At 35.2% G+C, this 19,265-nt stretch carries 17 protein-coding genes; 7 read left to right on the top strand and 10 right to left on the bottom strand.

All coding sequences use genetic code 11. The features are described from left to right. Positions 1 to 11 precede the first annotated feature (11 nt). Positions 12 to 1,046 carry a bestrophin family protein gene (locus MQX03_RS15790; RefSeq protein ID WP_242804200.1) on the top strand — a complete coding sequence of 345 codons (1,035 nt, stop codon included), beginning with the start codon at positions 12 to 14 and terminating at the stop codon, positions 1,044 to 1,046. A 5-nt stretch (positions 1,047 to 1,051) separates the two neighbouring features. On the opposite strand, the gene MQX03_RS15785 is transcribed toward MQX03_RS15790, so the two are convergent. Further along, positions 1,052 to 1,510, bottom strand: a complete 459-nt coding sequence (locus MQX03_RS15785) for an Lrp/AsnC family transcriptional regulator (protein WP_129534237.1) — start codon at positions 1,508 to 1,510, stop codon at positions 1,052 to 1,054. A gap of 144 nt (positions 1,511 to 1,654) precedes the next feature. Between MQX03_RS15785 and MQX03_RS15780 the strand changes: the two genes are divergently transcribed. Continuing rightward, positions 1,655 to 2,881 carry an aminotransferase class I/II-fold pyridoxal phosphate-dependent enzyme gene (locus tag MQX03_RS15780; protein WP_129534238.1) on the top strand — a complete coding sequence of 409 codons (1,227 nt, stop codon included), beginning with the start codon at positions 1,655 to 1,657 and terminating at the stop codon, positions 2,879 to 2,881. A 68-nt stretch (positions 2,882 to 2,949) separates the two neighbouring features. Here the strand turns inward: MQX03_RS15780 and MQX03_RS15775 are convergent, their stop codons facing one another. From MQX03_RS15775 to MQX03_RS15765, 3 genes are read right to left on the bottom strand one after another with little or no spacing between them, the layout of a single operon-like run. Continuing rightward, positions 2,950 to 3,954, bottom strand: a complete 1,005-nt coding sequence (locus MQX03_RS15775) for a glycosyltransferase (protein WP_242804198.1) — start codon at positions 3,952 to 3,954, stop codon at positions 2,950 to 2,952. Positions 3,955 to 3,965: 11 nt separating this feature from the next. Further along, the gene (locus MQX03_RS15770) at positions 3,966 to 4,367 is read right to left on the bottom strand and encodes a branched-chain amino acid ABC transporter substrate-binding protein (RefSeq protein ID WP_242804197.1); all 402 of its coding nucleotides are present in this window, start codon (positions 4,365 to 4,367) and stop codon (positions 3,966 to 3,968) included. 2 nt (positions 4,368 to 4,369) lie between these two features. Continuing rightward, positions 4,370 to 5,539 carry a THUMP domain-containing class I SAM-dependent RNA methyltransferase gene (locus tag MQX03_RS15765; RefSeq protein ID WP_129534239.1) on the bottom strand — a complete coding sequence of 390 codons (1,170 nt, stop codon included), beginning with the start codon at positions 5,537 to 5,539 and terminating at the stop codon, positions 4,370 to 4,372. Between the two features lie 136 nt (positions 5,540 to 5,675). Between MQX03_RS15765 and MQX03_RS15760 the strand changes: the two genes are divergently transcribed. Both MQX03_RS15760 and MQX03_RS15755 read left to right on the top strand, forming a co-directional pair. Then, the gene (locus MQX03_RS15760) at positions 5,676 to 6,401 is read left to right on the top strand and encodes a class I SAM-dependent DNA methyltransferase (protein WP_242804196.1); all 726 of its coding nucleotides are present in this window, start codon (positions 5,676 to 5,678) and stop codon (positions 6,399 to 6,401) included. After that, the gene (locus tag MQX03_RS15755; RefSeq protein ID WP_242804195.1) at positions 6,401 to 7,120 is read left to right on the top strand and encodes a ZIP family metal transporter; all 720 of its coding nucleotides are present in this window, start codon (positions 6,401 to 6,403) and stop codon (positions 7,118 to 7,120) included. Before MQX03_RS15760 ends, MQX03_RS15755 begins: the two co-directional genes overlap by 1 nt. A gap of 167 nt (positions 7,121 to 7,287) precedes the next feature. On the opposite strand, the gene MQX03_RS15750 is transcribed toward MQX03_RS15755, so the two are convergent. Then, positions 7,288 to 8,694 carry an OmpP1/FadL family transporter gene (locus MQX03_RS15750; RefSeq protein WP_242804194.1) on the bottom strand — a complete coding sequence of 469 codons (1,407 nt, stop codon included), beginning with the start codon at positions 8,692 to 8,694 and terminating at the stop codon, positions 7,288 to 7,290. Between the two features lie 56 nt (positions 8,695 to 8,750). Next, positions 8,751 to 9,851, bottom strand: coding sequence for a prolyl-tRNA synthetase (locus tag MQX03_RS15745; RefSeq protein WP_242804193.1), 1,101 nt, complete (start codon positions 9,849 to 9,851; stop codon positions 8,751 to 8,753). A 147-nt stretch (positions 9,852 to 9,998) separates the two neighbouring features. Here MQX03_RS15745 and proS point away from each other — a divergent pair, with 147 nt between their 5' ends. From proS to MQX03_RS15730, 3 genes are all read left to right on the top strand, one after another. Beyond that, positions 9,999 to 11,474 (top strand): proline--tRNA ligase, encoded by a 1,476-nt coding sequence (gene proS, locus MQX03_RS15740; protein WP_129534243.1) that lies wholly within the window; start codon positions 9,999 to 10,001, stop codon positions 11,472 to 11,474. Positions 11,475 to 11,601: 127 nt separating this feature from the next. Next, complete coding sequence (locus MQX03_RS15735; RefSeq protein WP_242804192.1) at positions 11,602 to 12,927, top strand: OmpA family protein; 1,326 nt, start codon at positions 11,602 to 11,604, stop codon at positions 12,925 to 12,927. A gap of 113 nt (positions 12,928 to 13,040) precedes the next feature. After that, entirely contained in the window at positions 13,041 to 14,375 is a 1,335-nt protein-coding gene (locus MQX03_RS15730) for an Nramp family divalent metal transporter (protein ID WP_129537209.1), read from the top strand. Positions 14,376 to 14,381: 6 nt separating this feature from the next. Here the strand turns inward: MQX03_RS15730 and MQX03_RS15725 are convergent, their stop codons facing one another. From MQX03_RS15725 to MQX03_RS15710, 4 genes are all read right to left on the bottom strand, one after another. Continuing rightward, a complete protein-coding gene (locus MQX03_RS15725; protein WP_242804191.1) occupies positions 14,382 to 14,768 on the bottom strand; it encodes a hypothetical protein in 387 nt (128 codons plus the stop codon). A gap of 71 nt (positions 14,769 to 14,839) precedes the next feature. Next, positions 14,840 to 17,167 (bottom strand): beta-glucosidase BglX, encoded by a 2,328-nt coding sequence (bglX, locus tag MQX03_RS15720; protein WP_242804190.1) that lies wholly within the window; start codon positions 17,165 to 17,167, stop codon positions 14,840 to 14,842. A gap of 36 nt (positions 17,168 to 17,203) precedes the next feature. Next, the gene (locus MQX03_RS15715) at positions 17,204 to 18,403 is read right to left on the bottom strand and encodes a hypothetical protein (protein ID WP_242804188.1); all 1,200 of its coding nucleotides are present in this window, start codon (positions 18,401 to 18,403) and stop codon (positions 17,204 to 17,206) included. Positions 18,404 to 18,408: 5 nt separating this feature from the next. Continuing rightward, the gene (locus tag MQX03_RS15710) at positions 18,409 to 19,116 is read right to left on the bottom strand and encodes a carboxylesterase family protein (protein WP_242804187.1); all 708 of its coding nucleotides are present in this window, start codon (positions 19,114 to 19,116) and stop codon (positions 18,409 to 18,411) included. Between the last annotated feature and the right edge of the window lie 149 nt (positions 19,117 to 19,265).

The raw sequence follows: 19,265 nt of genomic DNA, 5'->3' as shown, positions 1-19,265 counted from the left end.
TTTATATACAAATGATCACAACCAAATACGTCAACTATAAAAAGGTTCTCAACTTATCCGGATTCCATTTACTCATAATTTCTTTTTGGTGCTCGCTTATCGCTGTACTTTTTCACGTTTTTCACTGGGACTGGATGATTATTCCATGGGTTCCGGTAGCTCTGATTGGTACAGCAGAAGCTTTTTTGGTAGGTTTTAAAAATAACCAGGCTTATGAAAGATTATGGGAAGCAAGAAAAATCTGGGGTGGCATCGTTAATGCGAGCCGCTCATTTGCCGCGATGGTTTATGCTTTCGAAATAGATAATAATGAGGTAGGAAAATTTGATCTTGAAGAACGCAGAAAAAAAATTATTTATCGTCATATTGCCTGGTTATATGCATTCCGCGAACAAATCTTGGTGCCTGTAGAATGGGAACATATAAAATTTGAAGAAGATAAATTAAAAAACACAGATAAAAAGAGACATAGAATCATTAGAGCTGGATTTCCGGATTATGGAAGAACACCTATATTCCTCAAAAAATATCTATCTGAAGAAGAATGCGAGCTACAGTCTTCGTACAACAATTTTGCAACTTTTCTTGTTTCACAACAGGCGAAAGATGTGAATGAATTAAAAAACATGAAGGCAATTTCTGATTTTAACCAAATGCAACTGCAGGATTGTCTTACAGAATTTTACACACTACAGGGGCAGGCAGAAAGAATTAAAAAATTTCCGCTTCCCAGACAGTTTGCAAGTACAGCTTTTGTCTTCAATATTATCTTTATTATGTTGCTTCCTTTAGGTTTAGTGAGCGAATTTTCTAAACTCGGCGACTGGGGAATATGGGTATCGGTTCCTTTCTGCATTATAATTGGCTGGATTTATATCATTATGGAATTGGTAGGAGACTACTCCGAAAACCCTTTCGAAGGATTAATGTTTGATATTCCAATGTTATCAATATGCAGAACCATAGAGATCGACCTTCTTCAAATGATTGGCGAACACGAAGATCTTCCGGAACCGATCGCTTCTAAGAATGGAGTTTTAGTTTAAATACATTACAATACCAATTCGGTCGTATTTTTCACTTCAGAAATAGTGAACGAACTTTGGGTACTTGCAATATGCTGAATCGTTGTGAGTTTGGTCAGCATAAAATTGCGATAATCTTCCATATCTTTCACACAAATTTTTAGAATATAATCGTAATCACCACTCACATGAAAACATTCCGTCACCTCATCTAATGTCATCACTTCCTTTTCAAAACGAAGTACATATTCTTTTTTATGCTGAGTCAATTTTACATGACAAAGAATAATGAAGTTTTTATCAATTTTTGTTTTATCTAAAATGGCCACGTATTTTGAAATCACCCCATTGTTTTCAAGCTTTCTGATACGTTCATAAACTGCAGTAATCGACAAACCGAGTTTGTAAGACAGTTCTTTGGTGGTTTGCTTACAGTCTTGTTGTAGAAAAAGCAGCAGTTTTTTATCTGTTTCGTCAAATTGCATAGAAAATTTTTTTGTTAAATTTATTAAATTTAAAATTAACCAACTTTTTATCATCAAAATTTAATTTAAATAGATTTAAAATCTAAATATTGAATATTCTGTTGTAATAAAATATAAAAAGATTCACTTTTAAAACAAAAAAATATGGATCATTTTAATGCGGCAAACGAAATTCAAGACTTACAATATTTTGGAGAATTTGGAGGAGTAAATCCGTCAATTTCAGACAGCTCTACCTACACTTTCCTTTCTGCAAAAACCATGTTTGATACTTTTGAAGGAAATGCAGATGGCTGTTATTTATATTCAAGACATTCTTCTCCGATGAATCTGTATCTTTCTCAGGCATTGGCAAAGATGGAAAATACAGAAATGGCCAACGTAACCGCTTCCGGAATGGGTGCCATCACCTCTGTGCTGATGCAGGTTTGCAAAAGTGGCGATCATATCATCTCCAGCAGAACAATATATGGCGGAACGTATGCTTTTCTAAAGAACTTCCTTCCCCCGTTCAATATTGACACAACTTTTGTTGATATCAATAATTTTGAGTCGATTGAAAATGCCATCAAGCCAAACACAAAAATAATATATTGCGAAAGTGTGAGCAATCCACTTTTAGAGGTTGCCGACCTTAGAAAGCTTTCTTCAATTTGTAAGAAACATAACTTAAAACTTATAGTAGACAATACTTTTTCTCCGCTTTCCATTTCACCAAGTCTTTTAGGTGCTGATATTGTCATTCACAGTTTAACCAAATTTATTAATGGTAGCAGTGATACGGTTGGCGGAGTTTATTGTGGTACCCAAGAATTTATTAATGATACCAAAAATGTAAACAACGGAGCTTGTATGCTTCTTGGCCCTACGATGGACAGCTTCAGGTCTGCAAGCATTCTTAAAAACCTGAGAACGCTTCACATTCGAATGAAACAGCACAGCTACAACGCACTATATCTTGCTGAAAGATTTGAAAATGATGGTTTAAAAGTTTCTTATCCAGGTTTGCCATCTCACAAAAACCATGAACTGATGAAGAGTATGATGCAGAAAGAATATGGTTTTGGTGGTCTTCTCACTGTGGACGCCGGAACAACCGAAAAAGCCAATGAATTAATGGAAATGATGCAGCACGAAAATCTTGGATATCTTGCTGTAAGTTTAGGATTTTATAAAACATTATTCTCATGCTCCGGAAGCTCAACTTCATCTGAAATACCTGAAGAAGAAAGAGAAGAAATGGGAATCTCAGACGGACTCATACGATTTTCTATAGGCCTCGACCACGACATCGAGCGAACTTATAAAAAAATGAAAGAATGCATGATAAAAACAGGCGTTCTACACCATGAAACTATTTTTACATCTTGATTAATAAATGCTGTTGAACTTTCAACAGCATTTATTTTTTTAGAAATATTTTTGAATAATTAAATCTATTAATTTTTATGAAAATGTTTCGGGAAAGCATTTTCAGGTTTCATTCTGAAAACATTTAGCAAAATCCACGATTTTAAAAAACCGTAGCCATAAGAAAACATTTGAATATAAGTCGAAATAACCGCCATTCCTGCAATTGCGATATTCTTAGTGACAATCGTGGCATGTATCAAAACCATGAAAGTATAGAGTCCGTAAAAAGCCAGAATAATTCCTCGTCCAAGAATAAAATATTCGATAAAACCTAAAACATATCCCAGCAGAAACAAAGTTGGAAAAGCAAAAGAGATTTTCACATATTTCGGATGTCTTTGGTTTAAAATAGGTCTTGCGCAACCAAATTGATACACCTGTTTTGAAAACTTACCGAAATCGACACGACGTTTATGATACACTGCAATATCATCAAAAAATGCAGTTGAAAAACCATTTTCCCAAAGCGTCATCGATAAATCCGGATCTTCACCAATTCTCATTTCCGAAAAACCTCCTACTTTCTCAAAAACTTCCTTCTTCACTCCCATATTGAAACTTCTGGGCTGAAATTTTGAAACTGCTTTTTTATTCCCTCTGATTCCGCCAGTCGTAAAAACGGAAGTCATAGAGTAAGAAATTGCTTTTTGCATCAGATTAAAGCCTTTATGTGCCTTGTCTGCACCACCAAAAGCATCACAAGGAATCGTGAGAATATCTTTTTTGATGTTTTGAATATAATCTTTCTCCACAATCACATCGCTGTCTACAAAAACAAGCCATTCATTCGAAGCTCTTTTTGAACCGTAATTTCTTGATAAACCCGGACCTGAATTATCTTTTCTGAAATATTTAATATCTAAAATCTCATCAAAATTCTTGATTGTTGGTTTCAAATCAATCAATGAACCGTCATCAACAATAATAATTTCAAAAGCTTTATCCGTTTGAAAGGTTAATGAATTAAGAAGTTCGAAAAGCTCGTCTTTTCGGTTAAAAATAGCGACGACGATAGAAATGGTAGGATTCAATTTACTTTAATTTAAATACTAAACAAATTTGATTTAAAATACACATACAAAACAAGTGCAATCATTAATAAAATGAACGTTCCGCTGAAAAGCAGAAACTCAAATACACTCCTGAAATAATAAAGACCTAAGTGAAATAGAGAAAAAAACACAATAAAAGAAAGCACTAAACCTATCAGAACACAAACCAAAATGCTCTGTACAAAATCTTTATCTGGTAAAGGATTTTTAAATACAATAAAAAACAAAATGGAGGCAATTAGCAAAAAGCCTCCACTCCACAATTTTACTGTGTATTTTGATTTTTTTCTGAATTTTTTGCCGTTATTATTAGAATCTGACGAATTATAATCTGTCAAAAGACAAATGAAATCGACGATACCTTCAATAATCTCAAAAATATTCAGGGACATTTTTACTCTTCTTTGTTCTCCAGTTTATGTAACTTCTTCGTTCCTTCATACATTTCGTACTGCAAAAATCTGGTTTCCAGTTTTCCGTTGAAAAGTTTTATTTTTCTTGAAGGTCGCAATCCGATTTTCTTTGGTGCATCAAGATCTGAAGAAATCAGCCACGCCAAAGTATTTGGATAACTTGTCTTAAAAGTATCTCCTATTTTTTTGTAGAAATCGTCATCATTAATCGAAATTCTCTCGTCGTAAGGCGGGTTAAAAACCATCAACAAAGGGAAAAGATCTTTTTTCGTATCAAAGAAGTTCTCTCTTCTTACCTCGATCACATCTTCCATTTCTGCAGACTCTACATTGGTTCTTGCGGCATCCAGCATTCTTCCGTCGATATCGTAACCCACGATTTTTCCGTGAAATTCTCTGATTCTGTCAACACGATGCTGCTTTATCGTAGCAAACAAATCATCATCATAATTTTTCCAATTTTGGAAAGCAAATCTTCTTCTATAAAGCTGTGCCGGCAAATCCATCGCAATCATCGCAGCTTCTATCAAAAGCGTTCCAGAACCGCACATCGGATCAAGGAAATTTCCTTTTCCGTCCCAACCTGCCAACTGAAGCATTCCGCTTGCTAACACTTCGTTGATTGGTGCTTCACCCTGCTCTCTTCTGTACCCTCTTTTAAATAAAGCATCACCCGAAGAATCTAAAGAAATCGTTACCAATTCTCTGTCGATATGAAGATGAAATTTAATATCCGGAGATTTCGTTTCAATGCTCGGTCTTCTTCCGTACTTATTTTGGAAATAATCTACAATTGCATCTTTCATTTTGAAAGTCATGAACTGAGAATGACTGAATCTTTCAGAATTCACCGTAGAATCTATGGCAAAAGTCTGGTTGACATCCATAAACTCATCCCATTCAAATTTGAAAAGTCTGTCGTAGTATTTTGTTTCGTTGTATGCTTTAAATTCATCAATCGGCACAAGAATTTTCAAAGCCGTTCTTGCGGAATAATTGATTTTATAAAGAAAACCTAAATCTCCCTCACAATTGACTGCACGATTTTTAAGTTCAACGTTTCTTCCGCCCAGTTTTTTGATTTCTTCACCCAAAACTGTTTCTAATCCGAAGAATGTTTTTATCTGAATTTTAATATTTTCTGTATCCATAAGTTATAATTAAAAGATTTAACTATTTAAAAATTAAAGAATTAGCGTTTCATTTTATTAATAAATTGAATTTTTCAATACCTTAATATTTAAAATACTTTTCTTTTAACACCGCAAATTTAGTTATTTTTGCATTATGGAATGGTTTGAATCTTGGTTTGATACGCCTTATTATCATTTGCTTTACAGTAACAGAGATTATACGGAAGCAGAAAACTTTATCACAAAACTCACTCAGGAGCTTCAGCTGCCTCAATCTTCAAAAATAATTGACCTTGCGTGCGGAAAAGGAAGACACTCGGTTTTTCTTAATAAATTGGGCTATGATGTGCTTGGTTTAGACCTTTCCCAGCAAAGTATTGAGTTTGACAAGCAGTTTGAAAATGAAGGTTTAACTTTCAAAGTTCACGATATGAGAAATCCTATCGATTCTGAACCTGTAAATGCGGTTTTCAATCTTTTTACCAGCTTTGGGTATTTTGATAACGAGACAGATGATAGAAACGTTTTCCAATCTGTTTACAATGCCTTAAAACCGGAAGGTTTTTTTGTTTTGGATTATCTGAATGAAGAATTTGTAACAAGAACTTTGGTTCCGGAAACTACAATTCACCGAGAAGGAATTGATTTTCATATTTCTAAAAAAATTGAAGGCAGACACATCATTAAAGACATTCGTTTTGAGATTGATGGAGAAGCTAAACATTTTTTTGAAAAAGTAAAACTTCATACCTTAGAAACTATTGAAAACTACGCTTCAGAATGTGGTTTTGAAAGAGTGAAAATTTGGGGAGATTATCATTTGAATGATTTTAAAAAGGAAATTTCACCACGTTGCATTAATTTGTTTAAGAAAAAGTAATGATTTTCATTTTATTAATTTTAAGTGTTGTTGCCGGTGTTTTTCTCGGAAAACTCTTTGGTAAAAAAGAGCAGTTTGCAAAAAATCTATTGATTTTAAGTGCAGGTTTCCTTATTACCATTTGCCTTAATGAAGTTTTTCCACAAGTTTACACGTCTGATGTAAGTGAAAATCTGGGAATCTTTGTGATTGGCGGAGTTTTGCTTCAAATGATTTTGGAAGCGTTAACGAAAGGTTTTGAGCACGGGCATTTTCATCATCATAATGAAAGCAGCAATATTTTGCCTGTCGCATTGATGGTCGGATTGTTTATTCATGCGTTTATCGAAGGAATTCCTTTGGCTAATGAAACCAATCCTCTGTCACCTTATCTTTTAGGGATTTTGTTTCACAATCTCCCGATTTCTTTTATATTGGGAGCATTTTTGTTTAACAGATCAGGTTCAAAAGCGTCTTATCCATCTTTATTAATTGTGGCTTTATTCGCTTTAGCTTCCCCAATGGGAATGTTACTTGGAAATTATTTCAACCCTGAATGGCAGCCATATTTCCTAGCAATTGTGGGTGGTATTTTTCTTCACATTTCATCAGTCATTATTTTCGAAAGCAATAAAAATCACAATATCAACTGGTCAAAGATTGGTTTGGTTATTTTAGGAGTTTCTTTGGCTTTGTTGATGCATTTGTTTCATACACATCCACATGATCATCATCATTAAATAGCTTTTATTTCAATTAAAAAACAATCGTTTAAGATATTTAAAGCTTCCGTTAATACTTTATAAAATCTTCTTGATTAGCTTAATCTGCGAGAAAAAATTTAAATAAAACAAGAAAGGCTTCGAAATAATTCGAAGCCTTTTATATATTTAAGTAAAATCTCTGATTAGAATTTCCAGCCTACAGTAAGGAAGAAATTGTTTCTCACATTTTTCACATCAGATACTACAGAATTTGGCGTTGTAACGTCGAAATCTCCTGAGTAATATCCTGTATTATAATCATCAAATTGATATCCTGCCAAAAACGGATTTTTGTATTCTGAAGTAATATTCTGATAAGCTGCATCGATGTAGAATTTACCAAAATCATATCCTATACCTGCACCAATCGTATTTCTATCTCCTAAAATGAAGTTGCTGTAGTTGGTATTTGCAACAGTTCCCGTATTTGAAAATGCACTGATTGTTGTACTGTCAAAAGGGCTTGATGCATAAGAATAACCTCCTCTCAATCTCAAAGCTTTGATTCTGTATTCTGCACCTACTTTAATTTCAGATAAATTTTTGTAGTTGTCGTTGAAGAAAGTGTTTAATTCTGATTCAGCAACACCCTGAACTTTATATTTTGGCTTAGTTAAGCCTAAAGTATAGTCAACGTTGATCGCAAAGTTTTTATTAGGAACAAAAGCACCACTTAAAGTCGCTTTCATTGGAGATCTGAATGTTCTGTCTTCTGCAAAATTATCATAATAGATTCCATCTGCACCATCATAATAATCTCTATATACTCGATCAACCGACCACCAAGTAGGTGATTCAATTGAAGCACCCAACCTCAACTGATTACTAATTTTTCCAATAACCCCTAAAGTACCCGAGAAACCACTTGATTTTTCAGAATATGGCGTGTATTGTTTATCAAAACTAGTTACAGAATTATCTAAATCTAATCCGAAAACAGCGCTGTCAAATTGCTCTAGATCAACACTGTGCATATTTAAACTTGCACCAAAGTACCAAGCATTATTATAATTAGCACCTACACCAACATTGAATTTAGTTTGAGTTCCATATCTGTTGTAAGCGTGTCCTAAATAAGACATATTTCCCACAACGTTATTTCCTCCTGAGTCAACAAGATTTTTAGCAATAGAAACATTTGAGTTTCCTGGTGATTCTACATAGTTTTCAATAGATGATGTAGAAATATTGGCTGCAACGTTAATAAACTTCCAAGGTGTTTCTGTCATCAACTGAAAAACAGCAACTCCATTGGCATTACCGATATCAACTTTATTAATATCATAATTTAAAGAAGAACCAGCTAATGAAGATGTGTTTTTATTATTCGTAACCGATAGCGTTGCTGAAACATCACCAGCAATCGCAACACCGATACCTGCCGGGTTGGTCATCAACGAAGTACCGTCACCACCCAAAGCTCCATTCGAGCCTACCATTGCATTAAACTTCGAAGAACCAACCATTGGCGTATTTGAATATACATCAATAGAGTTTCTAATCACTGAAATATCTTGAGCCTGCACAAAAAATGCTGCAGAAATACTCATTATTACTAAAGATTTTTTTAACATTATTTTATTAATAGTTATTGAGTTTTACAATATTATCTACCACCAGATCTGAAACCGCCGCCACCGCCGCCTGATCTCATTCCTCCACCACCTGAAGAACCACCAGATCTAAATCCGCCACCACTGCTACTTCCAGAGTTGGATCCTCCTGATCTGAAACCACCATTATCGTTTGATCTTGGCTGTGATTGTTGTTGGTTATAATTTGGTCTGGTTTGTTGCTGTTGTTGTGGTCTGTAATTATAGTTGGGTCTTTGCTGGCCATTAGGATTTCTCATACCAGATTGATTTCTGAAACCTCCGTTTGTAGTTCCTTGTCTAAATCCACCATTGGTTGTCCCTTGTCTGAAACCTCCGTTATTATTTCTAAATCCTTGCTGACCTTGGCCATTTCTCATGCCAGAACCATTGTTTCCATTTCTGAAACCAGAAGTGTTTCCGTTATATTTATTGACTCCGGGAGCATTTGTAAATCCTCTACCATTTGCTCCACTTCTTCTGTAAGATGGTCTGTAATAATTACCTCCCCAATAACCTGCACCACCGTACCAGCCTCCGTAACCATATCCGCCCCAATAAGGGTTATATCCCCAGTAAGGTGAGTTCCATCCCATACCCCAATAAGAATTGTATCCGCCCCAGCCCCAAGAGTTTCCCCAGCCGAAAGACATTCCCATGCCCCAGCCAGATCCCATTCCCCAGTAAGGACTGTAGCCTCCCCATCCCCAAGGTGAGCCCCAACCCATTCCCATACCCCAACCCCAAGAGTTGTCGTATACGTTGGTCTGGCTTCCTGCGAAACTACCCCAATCAGAATCTGTTGCATTGCCGTAATTGGCATCACTCCATTCATTATATCTGTTGTTGTATTCCTGGGAATTGATTTGAGAATTTTCTACAATACTAGATTGCGGGGAATAATCATAATAATCTCCTACTTGGTTTCCCTGATCACCATTGATGATGACACCTTCCGGAAGAGTATCTTTGTTTGGATCATAATATACTCCGTCTGTCTCACTGTAACCTCCAACCTGAGCACCACAAGACATTAATAGCAAGCCACTTGATATAGCCAAAATCCCTTTAGATTTCAGCATGCCAAGTAAATTTTTATGTATATTTCTTTTCATGATAATGTAAAAATTTTTAATTTAAATTATATTTGCAATCTGTACCAAAAATATACCAAATTATTGGTTACAAATATCTATCAAAAATAGATTTTTATTTTTAGATTACAATAATAGAGAAAAGTTAAAAATATTAAAATAAAATTAATGGCAAAATTAACCTCAAGAAGCGAAGATTATAGCAAATGGTATAATGAATTGGTTGTAAAAGCAGATTTAGCTGAAAACTCCGGCGTGCGAGGATCTATGGTTATCAAACCATACGGATATGCAATCTGGGAAAAAATGCGTGACGAAATGGATAAAAGATTCAAAGAGACAGGTCACGTTAACGCTTACTTCCCCTTATTCGTTCCCAAAAGTTTATTTGAGGCTGAAGAAAAAAATGCTGAAGGTTTTGCCAAAGAATGTGCAATCGTAACTCATTATCGTCTAAAAAATGATCCTGATAATCCAGGGAAATTAATGGTAGATCCTGATGCAAAATTAGAGGAAGAATTAATTGTTCGTCCTACTTCTGAAGCAATCATCTGGAATACCTATAAAGGTTGGATTCAATCTTACAGAGATTTGCCAATTTTAATTAATCAATGGGCAAATGTTGTTCGTTGGGAAATGAGAACCCGTTTGTTTTTAAGAACTTCTGAGTTTTTGTGGCAGGAAGGTCACACTGCTCACGCTACAAAAGATGAAGCTTTAGAAGAGGCAGTGAAAATGAATAATGTGTATTCAGATTTTGCTGAAAAATTCATGGCAATGCCGGTTGTAATGGGTGTAAAAACTCCTTCTGAAAGATTTGCAGGAGCTGATGACACGTATTGTATCGAAGCATTGATGCAGGACGGGAAAGCACTTCAGGCTGGAACATCTCACTTCTTAGGACAGAATTTCGCAAAAGCATTCGATGTGAAATTTACCAACAAAGAAGGAAAAATAGAACATGCTTGGGCAACATCTTGGGGAACTTCAACCCGTTTGATGGGTGCTTTGATTATGACGCATTCTGATGATTTCGGATTGGTTTTACCTCCGACATTGGCTCCGATTCAGGTTGTGATTGTACCTATTTTTAAAGGTGAAGAGCAGTTGAATCAAATCAGCGAAGTCGCTTTAGAAATTCAAAATAAATTAAAATTAAAAGGAATTTCTGTAAAATTTGATGATGATACTCAAAACAAACCGGGATGGAAATTTGCTGAGTACGAACTGAAAGGTGTGCCTTTGAGAATCGCAATGGGTCAAAGAGATTTAGAAAATAAATCTGTTGAGATTGCAAGAAGAGATACTCTTACCAAAGAAACTCGTCCGTTGGAAGGTTTAGATTCTTATATTGAAGATTTATTGAAAACTATCCAACAAGATATGTACACTAAGGCTTTCGATTTCAGAAAAGACAACATTACAAAAGTTGACTCTTATGAAGAATTTAAAAAAGTTTTAGAAGAAAAAGGAGGTTTCATTTATGCACATTGGGACGGAACTGACGAGGAAGAAGCACAAATAAAAGAAGAAACTAAAGCCACAATACGTTGTATTCCTTTGGATGATGATATTGAAGAAGGTATTTCTATGATTTCCGGAAAACCATCTAAGAGACGTGTTTTATACGCAAAAGCATACTAAAATTCAATAACTTATAATTAACAAATCTTTAAAAATTCTAGTGATTTTTAAAGATTTTTTTTTTGAAATCAACATTTGGATAGATTTTTGTTTAAATTTATAACACATTAATCTCAAATAATTTATTATGTCATTAAACATCATCGATTTAATTAAAGGACAGCTTGGTTCTGCATTGGTAACGCAAGCTGCTTCGCAATTGGGCGAAAGTGAATCTGGTATTTCAAAAGCCATCGGAGGTTTGTTACCCGCAGTTGTGGGAGGTTTGGCAAACAATTCATCTAATCCGGCTGTTTTAGATGCAATTACTGGCGCTCCTTCTCAAGGAGTTTTAGGAAATCTTTTAGGATTGGCTTCAGAAAATACTTGGGTACAAAGTTTGTTAGCATCAATTTTTGGTGATAAACTGAGCGGTTTGGTTAATTCTATTTCAACCTATGCAGGAATCAGTAATAATTCATCCGCTTCTTTACTAAATTTAGTAACCGGAGCCACTGTAGGTTCTGTAGGAAAGTATGCAGCTGATAATAACCTTGACCAATCAGGAATTTCAGGTTTATTGAATGATCAGAAGGGTATTGTTTCATCATTATTGCCAGCAGGTCTATCTTTAGCATCATTAAATGTTGGAGATTGGGCAAAAGGCTACAAGTTTGATAATGATAACGACACCATCAAAACTACACCGACTACTCCTCTTCCAAATCCTACTCCGCATGAAGAGAAAAAGATTGAGGTTACAAAAAGTGTAGCTGATGGCGGAACTTTCCCGGATAGATCTACAACTTCAGATGGCGGATCAATCTGGAAATGGCTTTTACCTTTATTATTATTAATTGCCGCCGGATATTTTCTTTGGAAGCAATGTGAGAAAAAAGAAACCACTACAACAACAGCGGTTGCTGGCGATAGTTTAAATACAACAAACGATAGTGCTTCAATGCAAAATGATACTGCAACGACCATGACAACTACCAGAGTGGATGAAAACATCGATTTAAACGGAACTTCATTGAAAGGTTACAAAGGAGGAATGGAAGATCAGATGATTACTTTCTTGAAGTCAGACGCTTATAAAAATGCAGCAAACGATGATGCTTTAAAAACCAAATGGTATGATTTTGACCATGTAAACTTCAAAATCGGAAGTGCAAATACTTTGGAAGCTGGTTCTGAAGGACAGTTACAAAACTTGGTAGCAATTTTAAAAGCTTATCCGGATGCTAAAATTAAAATTGGAGGCTATACAGATAAAACTGGTGACGAAGCAAAAAATAAAAAGCTTTCTGCAGACAGAGCCAATTATATTAAAGATTGGTTAGGAAAACAAGGTGTAGGAGCACAAGTGATTGCAGCAGACGGTTACGGAAGCGAGTTCGCAAAAGTAGACGCAGCAGCTTCTAACGAAGAAAGAGCTGTTGACAGAAAAATGTCTGTCAGATTCGCAAAATAAACTTATATCTAAATTAAAATTGAATCCCGAAAGAATATTTTTCGGGATTTTTTATGTGAACTCCTTTTCTATTTCAATTATTTAATTAAATTTGTTAGTCATTTCTAACAATGATGAAATTCGATATGAAAAACGCTTGGCGAAAAGATAAAACATCACACTCATTACCAGAGGTATTTTCCTCAATTTCTATACCTAAAGGTTCAGGTTTTTGGAGGAAGTATTTGGCATTTGCAGGTCCAGGTTTGATGGTTGCCGTTGGTTATATGGATCCCGGAAACTGGGCAACCGATATTGCCGGTGGTTCACAATTCGGGTACACTCTACTTTCTGTTGTTTTAATTTCGAATATCTTTGCGATGGTTTTACAGCATTTATCGGTAAAATTGGGTGTAGTTGCAGAAAGAGATCTTGCTCAGGCTTGTAGAGATCATTTTAAACCCACCACTAATTTTATTCTTTGGGTATTTTGTGAAATTGCTATTGCCGCCTGCGATTTGGCAGAAGTCATCGGTTCTGCAATTGCTTTAAATTTACTTTTTGGAATCCCTCTGACATGGGGAATTGTGATTACCACAATTGATGTCTTGATTATTTTAATGCTTCAGGCAAAAGGTTTCCGATGGATAGAAAGTATTGTCGCAGGATTAATGTTTATTATTTTGGTTTGTTTCGGGTATGAAATTATTATTTCTAAACCTGAAATCAATGCTATTTTAGGTGGATTAATTCCTCAAAAAGAAATCATTACCAATCCCGCAATGCTCTACATTGGTATCGGAATTTTAGGAGCCACCGTAATGCCGCACAATCTGTATCTCCACAGCAGCATCGTTCAGACCAGAGATTATACTCGAGACAAAGAAGGAAAAAAAGAAGCAATAAAATTTGCAACCTTAGACAGCACAGTTTCCTTATTATTGGCGTTTTTTATCAATGCAGCCATCTTAATTTTGGCCGCAGCAACTTTTCACACGACCGGAAACGAACACATTGCAGATATTCATGATGCGTACAAAATGTTGACCCCGATTTTGGGAGCATCAATGGCAAGTATTGCTTTTGCGATTGCACTTTTAGCTTCAGGACAAAATTCTACCTTGACAGGAACACTTGCCGGACAAATCGTAATGGAAGGCTTCTTAAATATCAGATTAAAACCTTGGCTTAGAAGACTTATTACCCGATTAATTGCCGTAATTCCAGCATTGATTGTAACCATTATTTATGGTGAAAAGGGAACGACAGACCTGCTGGTTTTGAGCCAAGTGATCTTATCAATGCAGCTAAGCTTTGCCGTAGTTCCGCTTGTTATGTTTACCAGTGATAAAGGAAAAATGGGTGATTTTGTGAATAAACCGTTTCTAAAAATCTGTGTTTGGATTATTACTGCTGTTATTATTATTTTGAATCTATATCTTTTGTACCAAACTTTTTTCGGGGAATAATTTAACTTATTGGTAAATTACCACATTATCTTTTTTCAACTGATAACCCGTCTTTTTATAAGGAGCCAAAATATATTTACCATTCTTCCAGACTTTCCCTTTTCCAAGTTTTGTTAAGATTAAACTTCCGGTATTTTGTTCTGGAAGGAAAACCTCAGCTTTTTTCATGTCTTTGCTGAAAATTATGGCGGTCATTGAAGTTGAGCTTCCTTTTGGTTTTACTTCGGTGAGTTTAATTTTCTGTTCAAAAACTCTTACACAATCTTTTTTCACTTGTGAATACGTGTAGCCGGCAGAGCCTTTACAGCCATGAACATCCTTATCACCTCCAACTTTTTGGGCAAATGCAAAAGAGCTCAATAACATTGCACTGAATAAAATTGATTTTTTCATAATTAAATATAAGTTTTTAAGTTTATCTAAGATATAAAAAAGCCACTCTTTCGAATGGCTTTATATAGAATTTATTTTGTCCAATTGATTTTTGAATGCTTTACATCCTCAGAATTGGTTCCGATCATAATATCAAATTCTCCGGCTTCCCAATCATACTTTAAATCTCCGTTATAGAATTTAAGATTTTCCGGAGTGATGTCAAAAGTTACTTTTTTAGATTCACCTTTTTTCAGCATAACTTTTTGGAAACCTTTCAACTCTTTTACAGGTCTTGTGATGGTTCCTACTAAATCTCTTATGTATAACTGAACCACTTCTGCTCCATCATAATTTCCAGAATTGGTCACAGTAACCGAAGCCTGAACCGTTTGATTTCCTTTTGGATTAGCATTAGAAACCGTCACGTCAGAATAGTTGAATTTGGTATAACTCAAACCGTATCCAAACGGATACAACGGCGTATTACACTCATCCATATAATTTGAACGGAACCTTTGATACTCACATTTATCAACCAATTTCTGATCTAATGGACGACCTGTATTTTTAGCATTATAATAAATTGGAACCTGCCCTAAACTTCTCGGGAACGTCATCGGCAATTTTCCTGAAGGATTTACTTTTCCAAACAAAACATCTGCGATGGCATTTCCAGCTTCTGAACCTGCGAACCAAGTATTCAAAATAGCATCAGGAGCATCTTTTACATTGGTTAGTGCCAAAGGACGACCCGTGAAAAGCACGACTGCGATTGGCTTTCCCGTCTTCTTTAATTCATTTAACAAATCAACCTGAGACTGAGGAATTGTAATTTCAGTTCTTGAAGAAGATTCTCCACTCATTTCGGCAGATTCTCCGATAGCTAAAACAATTACATCCGCTTTACTTGCAACTTCAACAGCTTCTTTCAATAAAGCTTCTTTGGAGCGGTTGTCTCTGTCGGTTTTTTTACCGTGAGCAGCATAAATATCTTCTAATTTAGCATCATAATCAATGTTCGCTCCTTTTGCAGAAAGGAATTTTACATCTTTCCCATAATTAGCCTGAAGACCCTGCATCAGATTGATTGCATTAGCATGTTTTGAAGCAACGCTCCAGGTTCCTGGCATATTCATAGAATTGTTCACCAATGGGCCAATAACAGCAACCGTTCCTGATTTTTTCAGAGGTAAAACCTGGTTTTCATTTTTCATTAAAACCATCGACTGAGCAGCAGCACTTCTGGCAATATTACGGTTTTCCATATTGTAAACCTCTTTTGCCGCTAGTTTAACATCTCCGTGTTTGTAAGGATTATCGAATAATCCTAAATCATATTTCGCTTCCAGAATTCTTTTTGCGGCTAAATCAATTTCTGCCTGTGTAACTTTTCCTTCAGATAAAGATTTTTTTAATGTGGTTAAAAAACCTTCTCCAACCATATCCATATCAACTCCAGCTTTCAAAGCCAAAGCCGAAACCTGCTGAAGATCTCCCATTCCGTGGTCGACCATTTCGTTGATTCCGGTGTAATCTGTTACCACAAAACCTTTGAATTTCCACTGATTTCTCAGCACTTCAGTCTGCAGCCATCTGTTACCGGTTGCCGGAACTCCGTCAACTTCATTGAACGAAGCCATTACAGAAGCAACTCCTGCATCAACAGCTGCTTTATAGGGTGGAAAATATTCGTTAAACATTCTCACATGGCTCATATCCACGGTATTGTAATCTCTACCGGCTTCACCAGCTCCGTACAATGCAAAGTGTTTTACACACGCTAAAATATTAGTTCCATTTGCTAAATCTTTTCCTTGGTAACCGTAGACCATATTTTTAGAAATTTCACTTCCTAAGTATGGGTCTTCTCCCGAACCTTCAGAAACTCTTCCCCATCTTGGTTCGCGGGAAATGTCTACCATCGGCGAGAACGTCCAGTTGATCCCGTCTGCTGCAGCTTCTCTTGCGGCCACTCTTGCAGATTGCTGAACTAAGTTCATATCCCAAGAAGCGGCTAATCCTAATGGAATCGGGAACGTTGTTTCATATCCATGAATAACATCCATCCCGAAAATCAAAGGAATCTTCAAACGGCTGTTTTCTACCGCAACTTTCTGAACGGCTTTAATTTTTTCAGCACCTTTTATATTGAAAAGTCCACCGACTAATCCTTGTTCAACCTTTTTCCCGATGTCTGAACTTTTAGCCAAACCGGTTGTAAAATCGCCTGAACTTGGTAAATTCAGCTGTCCGATTTTTTCGTCTAAGGTCATTTTAGCCAAAAGCGCATCAACAAAAGCTTTTTTCTTTGCCTGATACTGCGCAGTCTGATAAGACTGAACGGGCTTCGTGACCATTTCCTGTGCCGAAAACATCGGCGCAAGTGCCAAAGTGGCGATTACAATTAACTTTCTCATATATCTATCTTCTTAAATTATATTTTTCTTTTTGTTTTAATCTTTAAAAATTATTTCAACCTTATAGTTGTCTATATTTCCTGTAATTTTATTGTGAACAAAAGATTCTACGGCATTTCCAAATTCATCATACTTTTCAAGTACACAAACATCATTCATACTTATTTTGCCATTTCTGTCTTCTTTTAGTTTTTCAAAATTATATTCTTTACTAAAATACTCAGATTTTATTTTCTTCTCATTTTTTATATGATGAATTGCTTCTAAATCCCCATCATTATACTGATACACTTTGTTTTCGAAATATTCAAGTGTAGAAAGAGATTCAGAATCATCATCATAATCATCCTTTGTTTTACAATAATAATGTCCATAATTAATATTATATCGATCATAATAAACATAATCCTCAATATATGAAGTTAACCGTTCTTTTGAAAAATCTGGTCTATAATATTTTATATCATGGGCAGTCTGATTATCAAATTGATCATATTTAAAAGTTTCGAGATGAATCAATTTCATAATCGGAATTAAATTTTCTTCATTTGAATTTCTTACATATTTTTTAATAAGATCCAACTTATCTTCATGATTATTAAAGTCTACAATTACTAAAGGTCGGTTTTTGTGATCATATCTTTTTATTTGAAAACTCTTTTCATTTGATTTCTCTATGACTAAATCATCTTCATAGTCAAACAATGTTACCTCGGAAAAACCATGTTTAGGGAATTCTTTAACCTTTTTTATTATCCTTCCTAAATTATCATAGTTTGCATTAATAATATAGGAATCCTCATATTCAGCAATTTCAAAAATCAACTTAATCAAATTCTCATTCTGAAAACAATAATTAATATTTACTCCTTCATAATCGAGCCTTATTTCCTGAATTCCGTTTTCTAATATTTGTATTTTCCAATCATTTTCTGACTTAATTTGATAGTTTGCTCTTCCATTATCATTAAAAATATTATTGATACTTATATGCATGGAAGAAATTTCGCCTGATTCAGCATAAACAGTTTTAAAATGATAATTCTGATAGTATTTTAAAACAGATTTAGACCTTTCTTTACTTTCAAAATCAAACTTCTTAACCAATTTTGAGTTTTCGTAAAAAGTTGAAAACAGAAGATTATCATTTTTATAATAATGGATTTCCATCACCTGATCAGATTTCTCTTTAAAAGATCTAGGATGTAAACTATTACAAAAAAAGGTATGAAGCATTGGCATTATTTTTCCTTTCTTTTACTCAGTATCCATTCGTACAAAGCTGGATTTGAATAGGTAGAATCCCAGGAATTATGGTTGTCATTCGGGAAAATCGTCAATTCTGCTGATGGATTGATGGGATGAAGTTTTTGATAAAAACTAAAGGCATTTTCTGGTAAAACAACATCGTCCATCCCGCCGTGGAAGATCTTCATGTTAAGATTTTTGTATTGATGAATGTTGGCGTACATCACTCTATCGGTTGGTGCGCAAACTGAAACAACTGCCGCAAACATTTCGGGATGCTCCATTGCTAATTTTAAAGTTCCCCAACCACCCATTGAAAGTCCGGTAAGATAAATTCTGGAGTCGTCGATTTTATATTTTGCCTGAATTTCTTTGATTAAATGATATACCGTAACGGTGTCCCACCAAGTATTTTCCGGGCATTGCGGCGCTAAAATAGCAACCGGTTCTTTGATTAAATTTTTATAGGTAAAAGGACTGTGTGCTTTTACTTTTTCAAGATCATTTCCTCGTTCACCTGAACCATGCAGAAAAACAACCAACGGGACTTTACCTTTTGTATTTTTAGGATAATCGAGAATGTAGGATATTTTTTCTGTTCGTTTTATGTCTTTACTGAAAGTCGTCTTGACTTCCTGAGCGTGTAAGCTCAAAGAAAACAGAAAAAGAAAAAGTGGTAAATATTTTAATTTAAAATTCATATTTCTTTAGGTTTTGGCTAAAGCCGTTTGATTTTGAATACTTTTTTTAAATAGGATTGCATCCTATTCTCTATTAAATCGTCCCGTTGAGACTCAATATCTAAGAAAAATTAGCCCCGATAGAAGCGACATCCTTTTTTGTTGCAGAC

It is taken from the genome of Chryseobacterium aahli, from assembly GCF_022699665.1.
GTDB classification, from domain to species: domain Bacteria; phylum Bacteroidota; class Bacteroidia; order Flavobacteriales; family Weeksellaceae; genus Chryseobacterium; species Chryseobacterium aahli.
The sequence above is the reverse complement of the archived record's forward strand: the minus strand, read 5'-3'. Positions and strand labels throughout refer to the sequence as shown.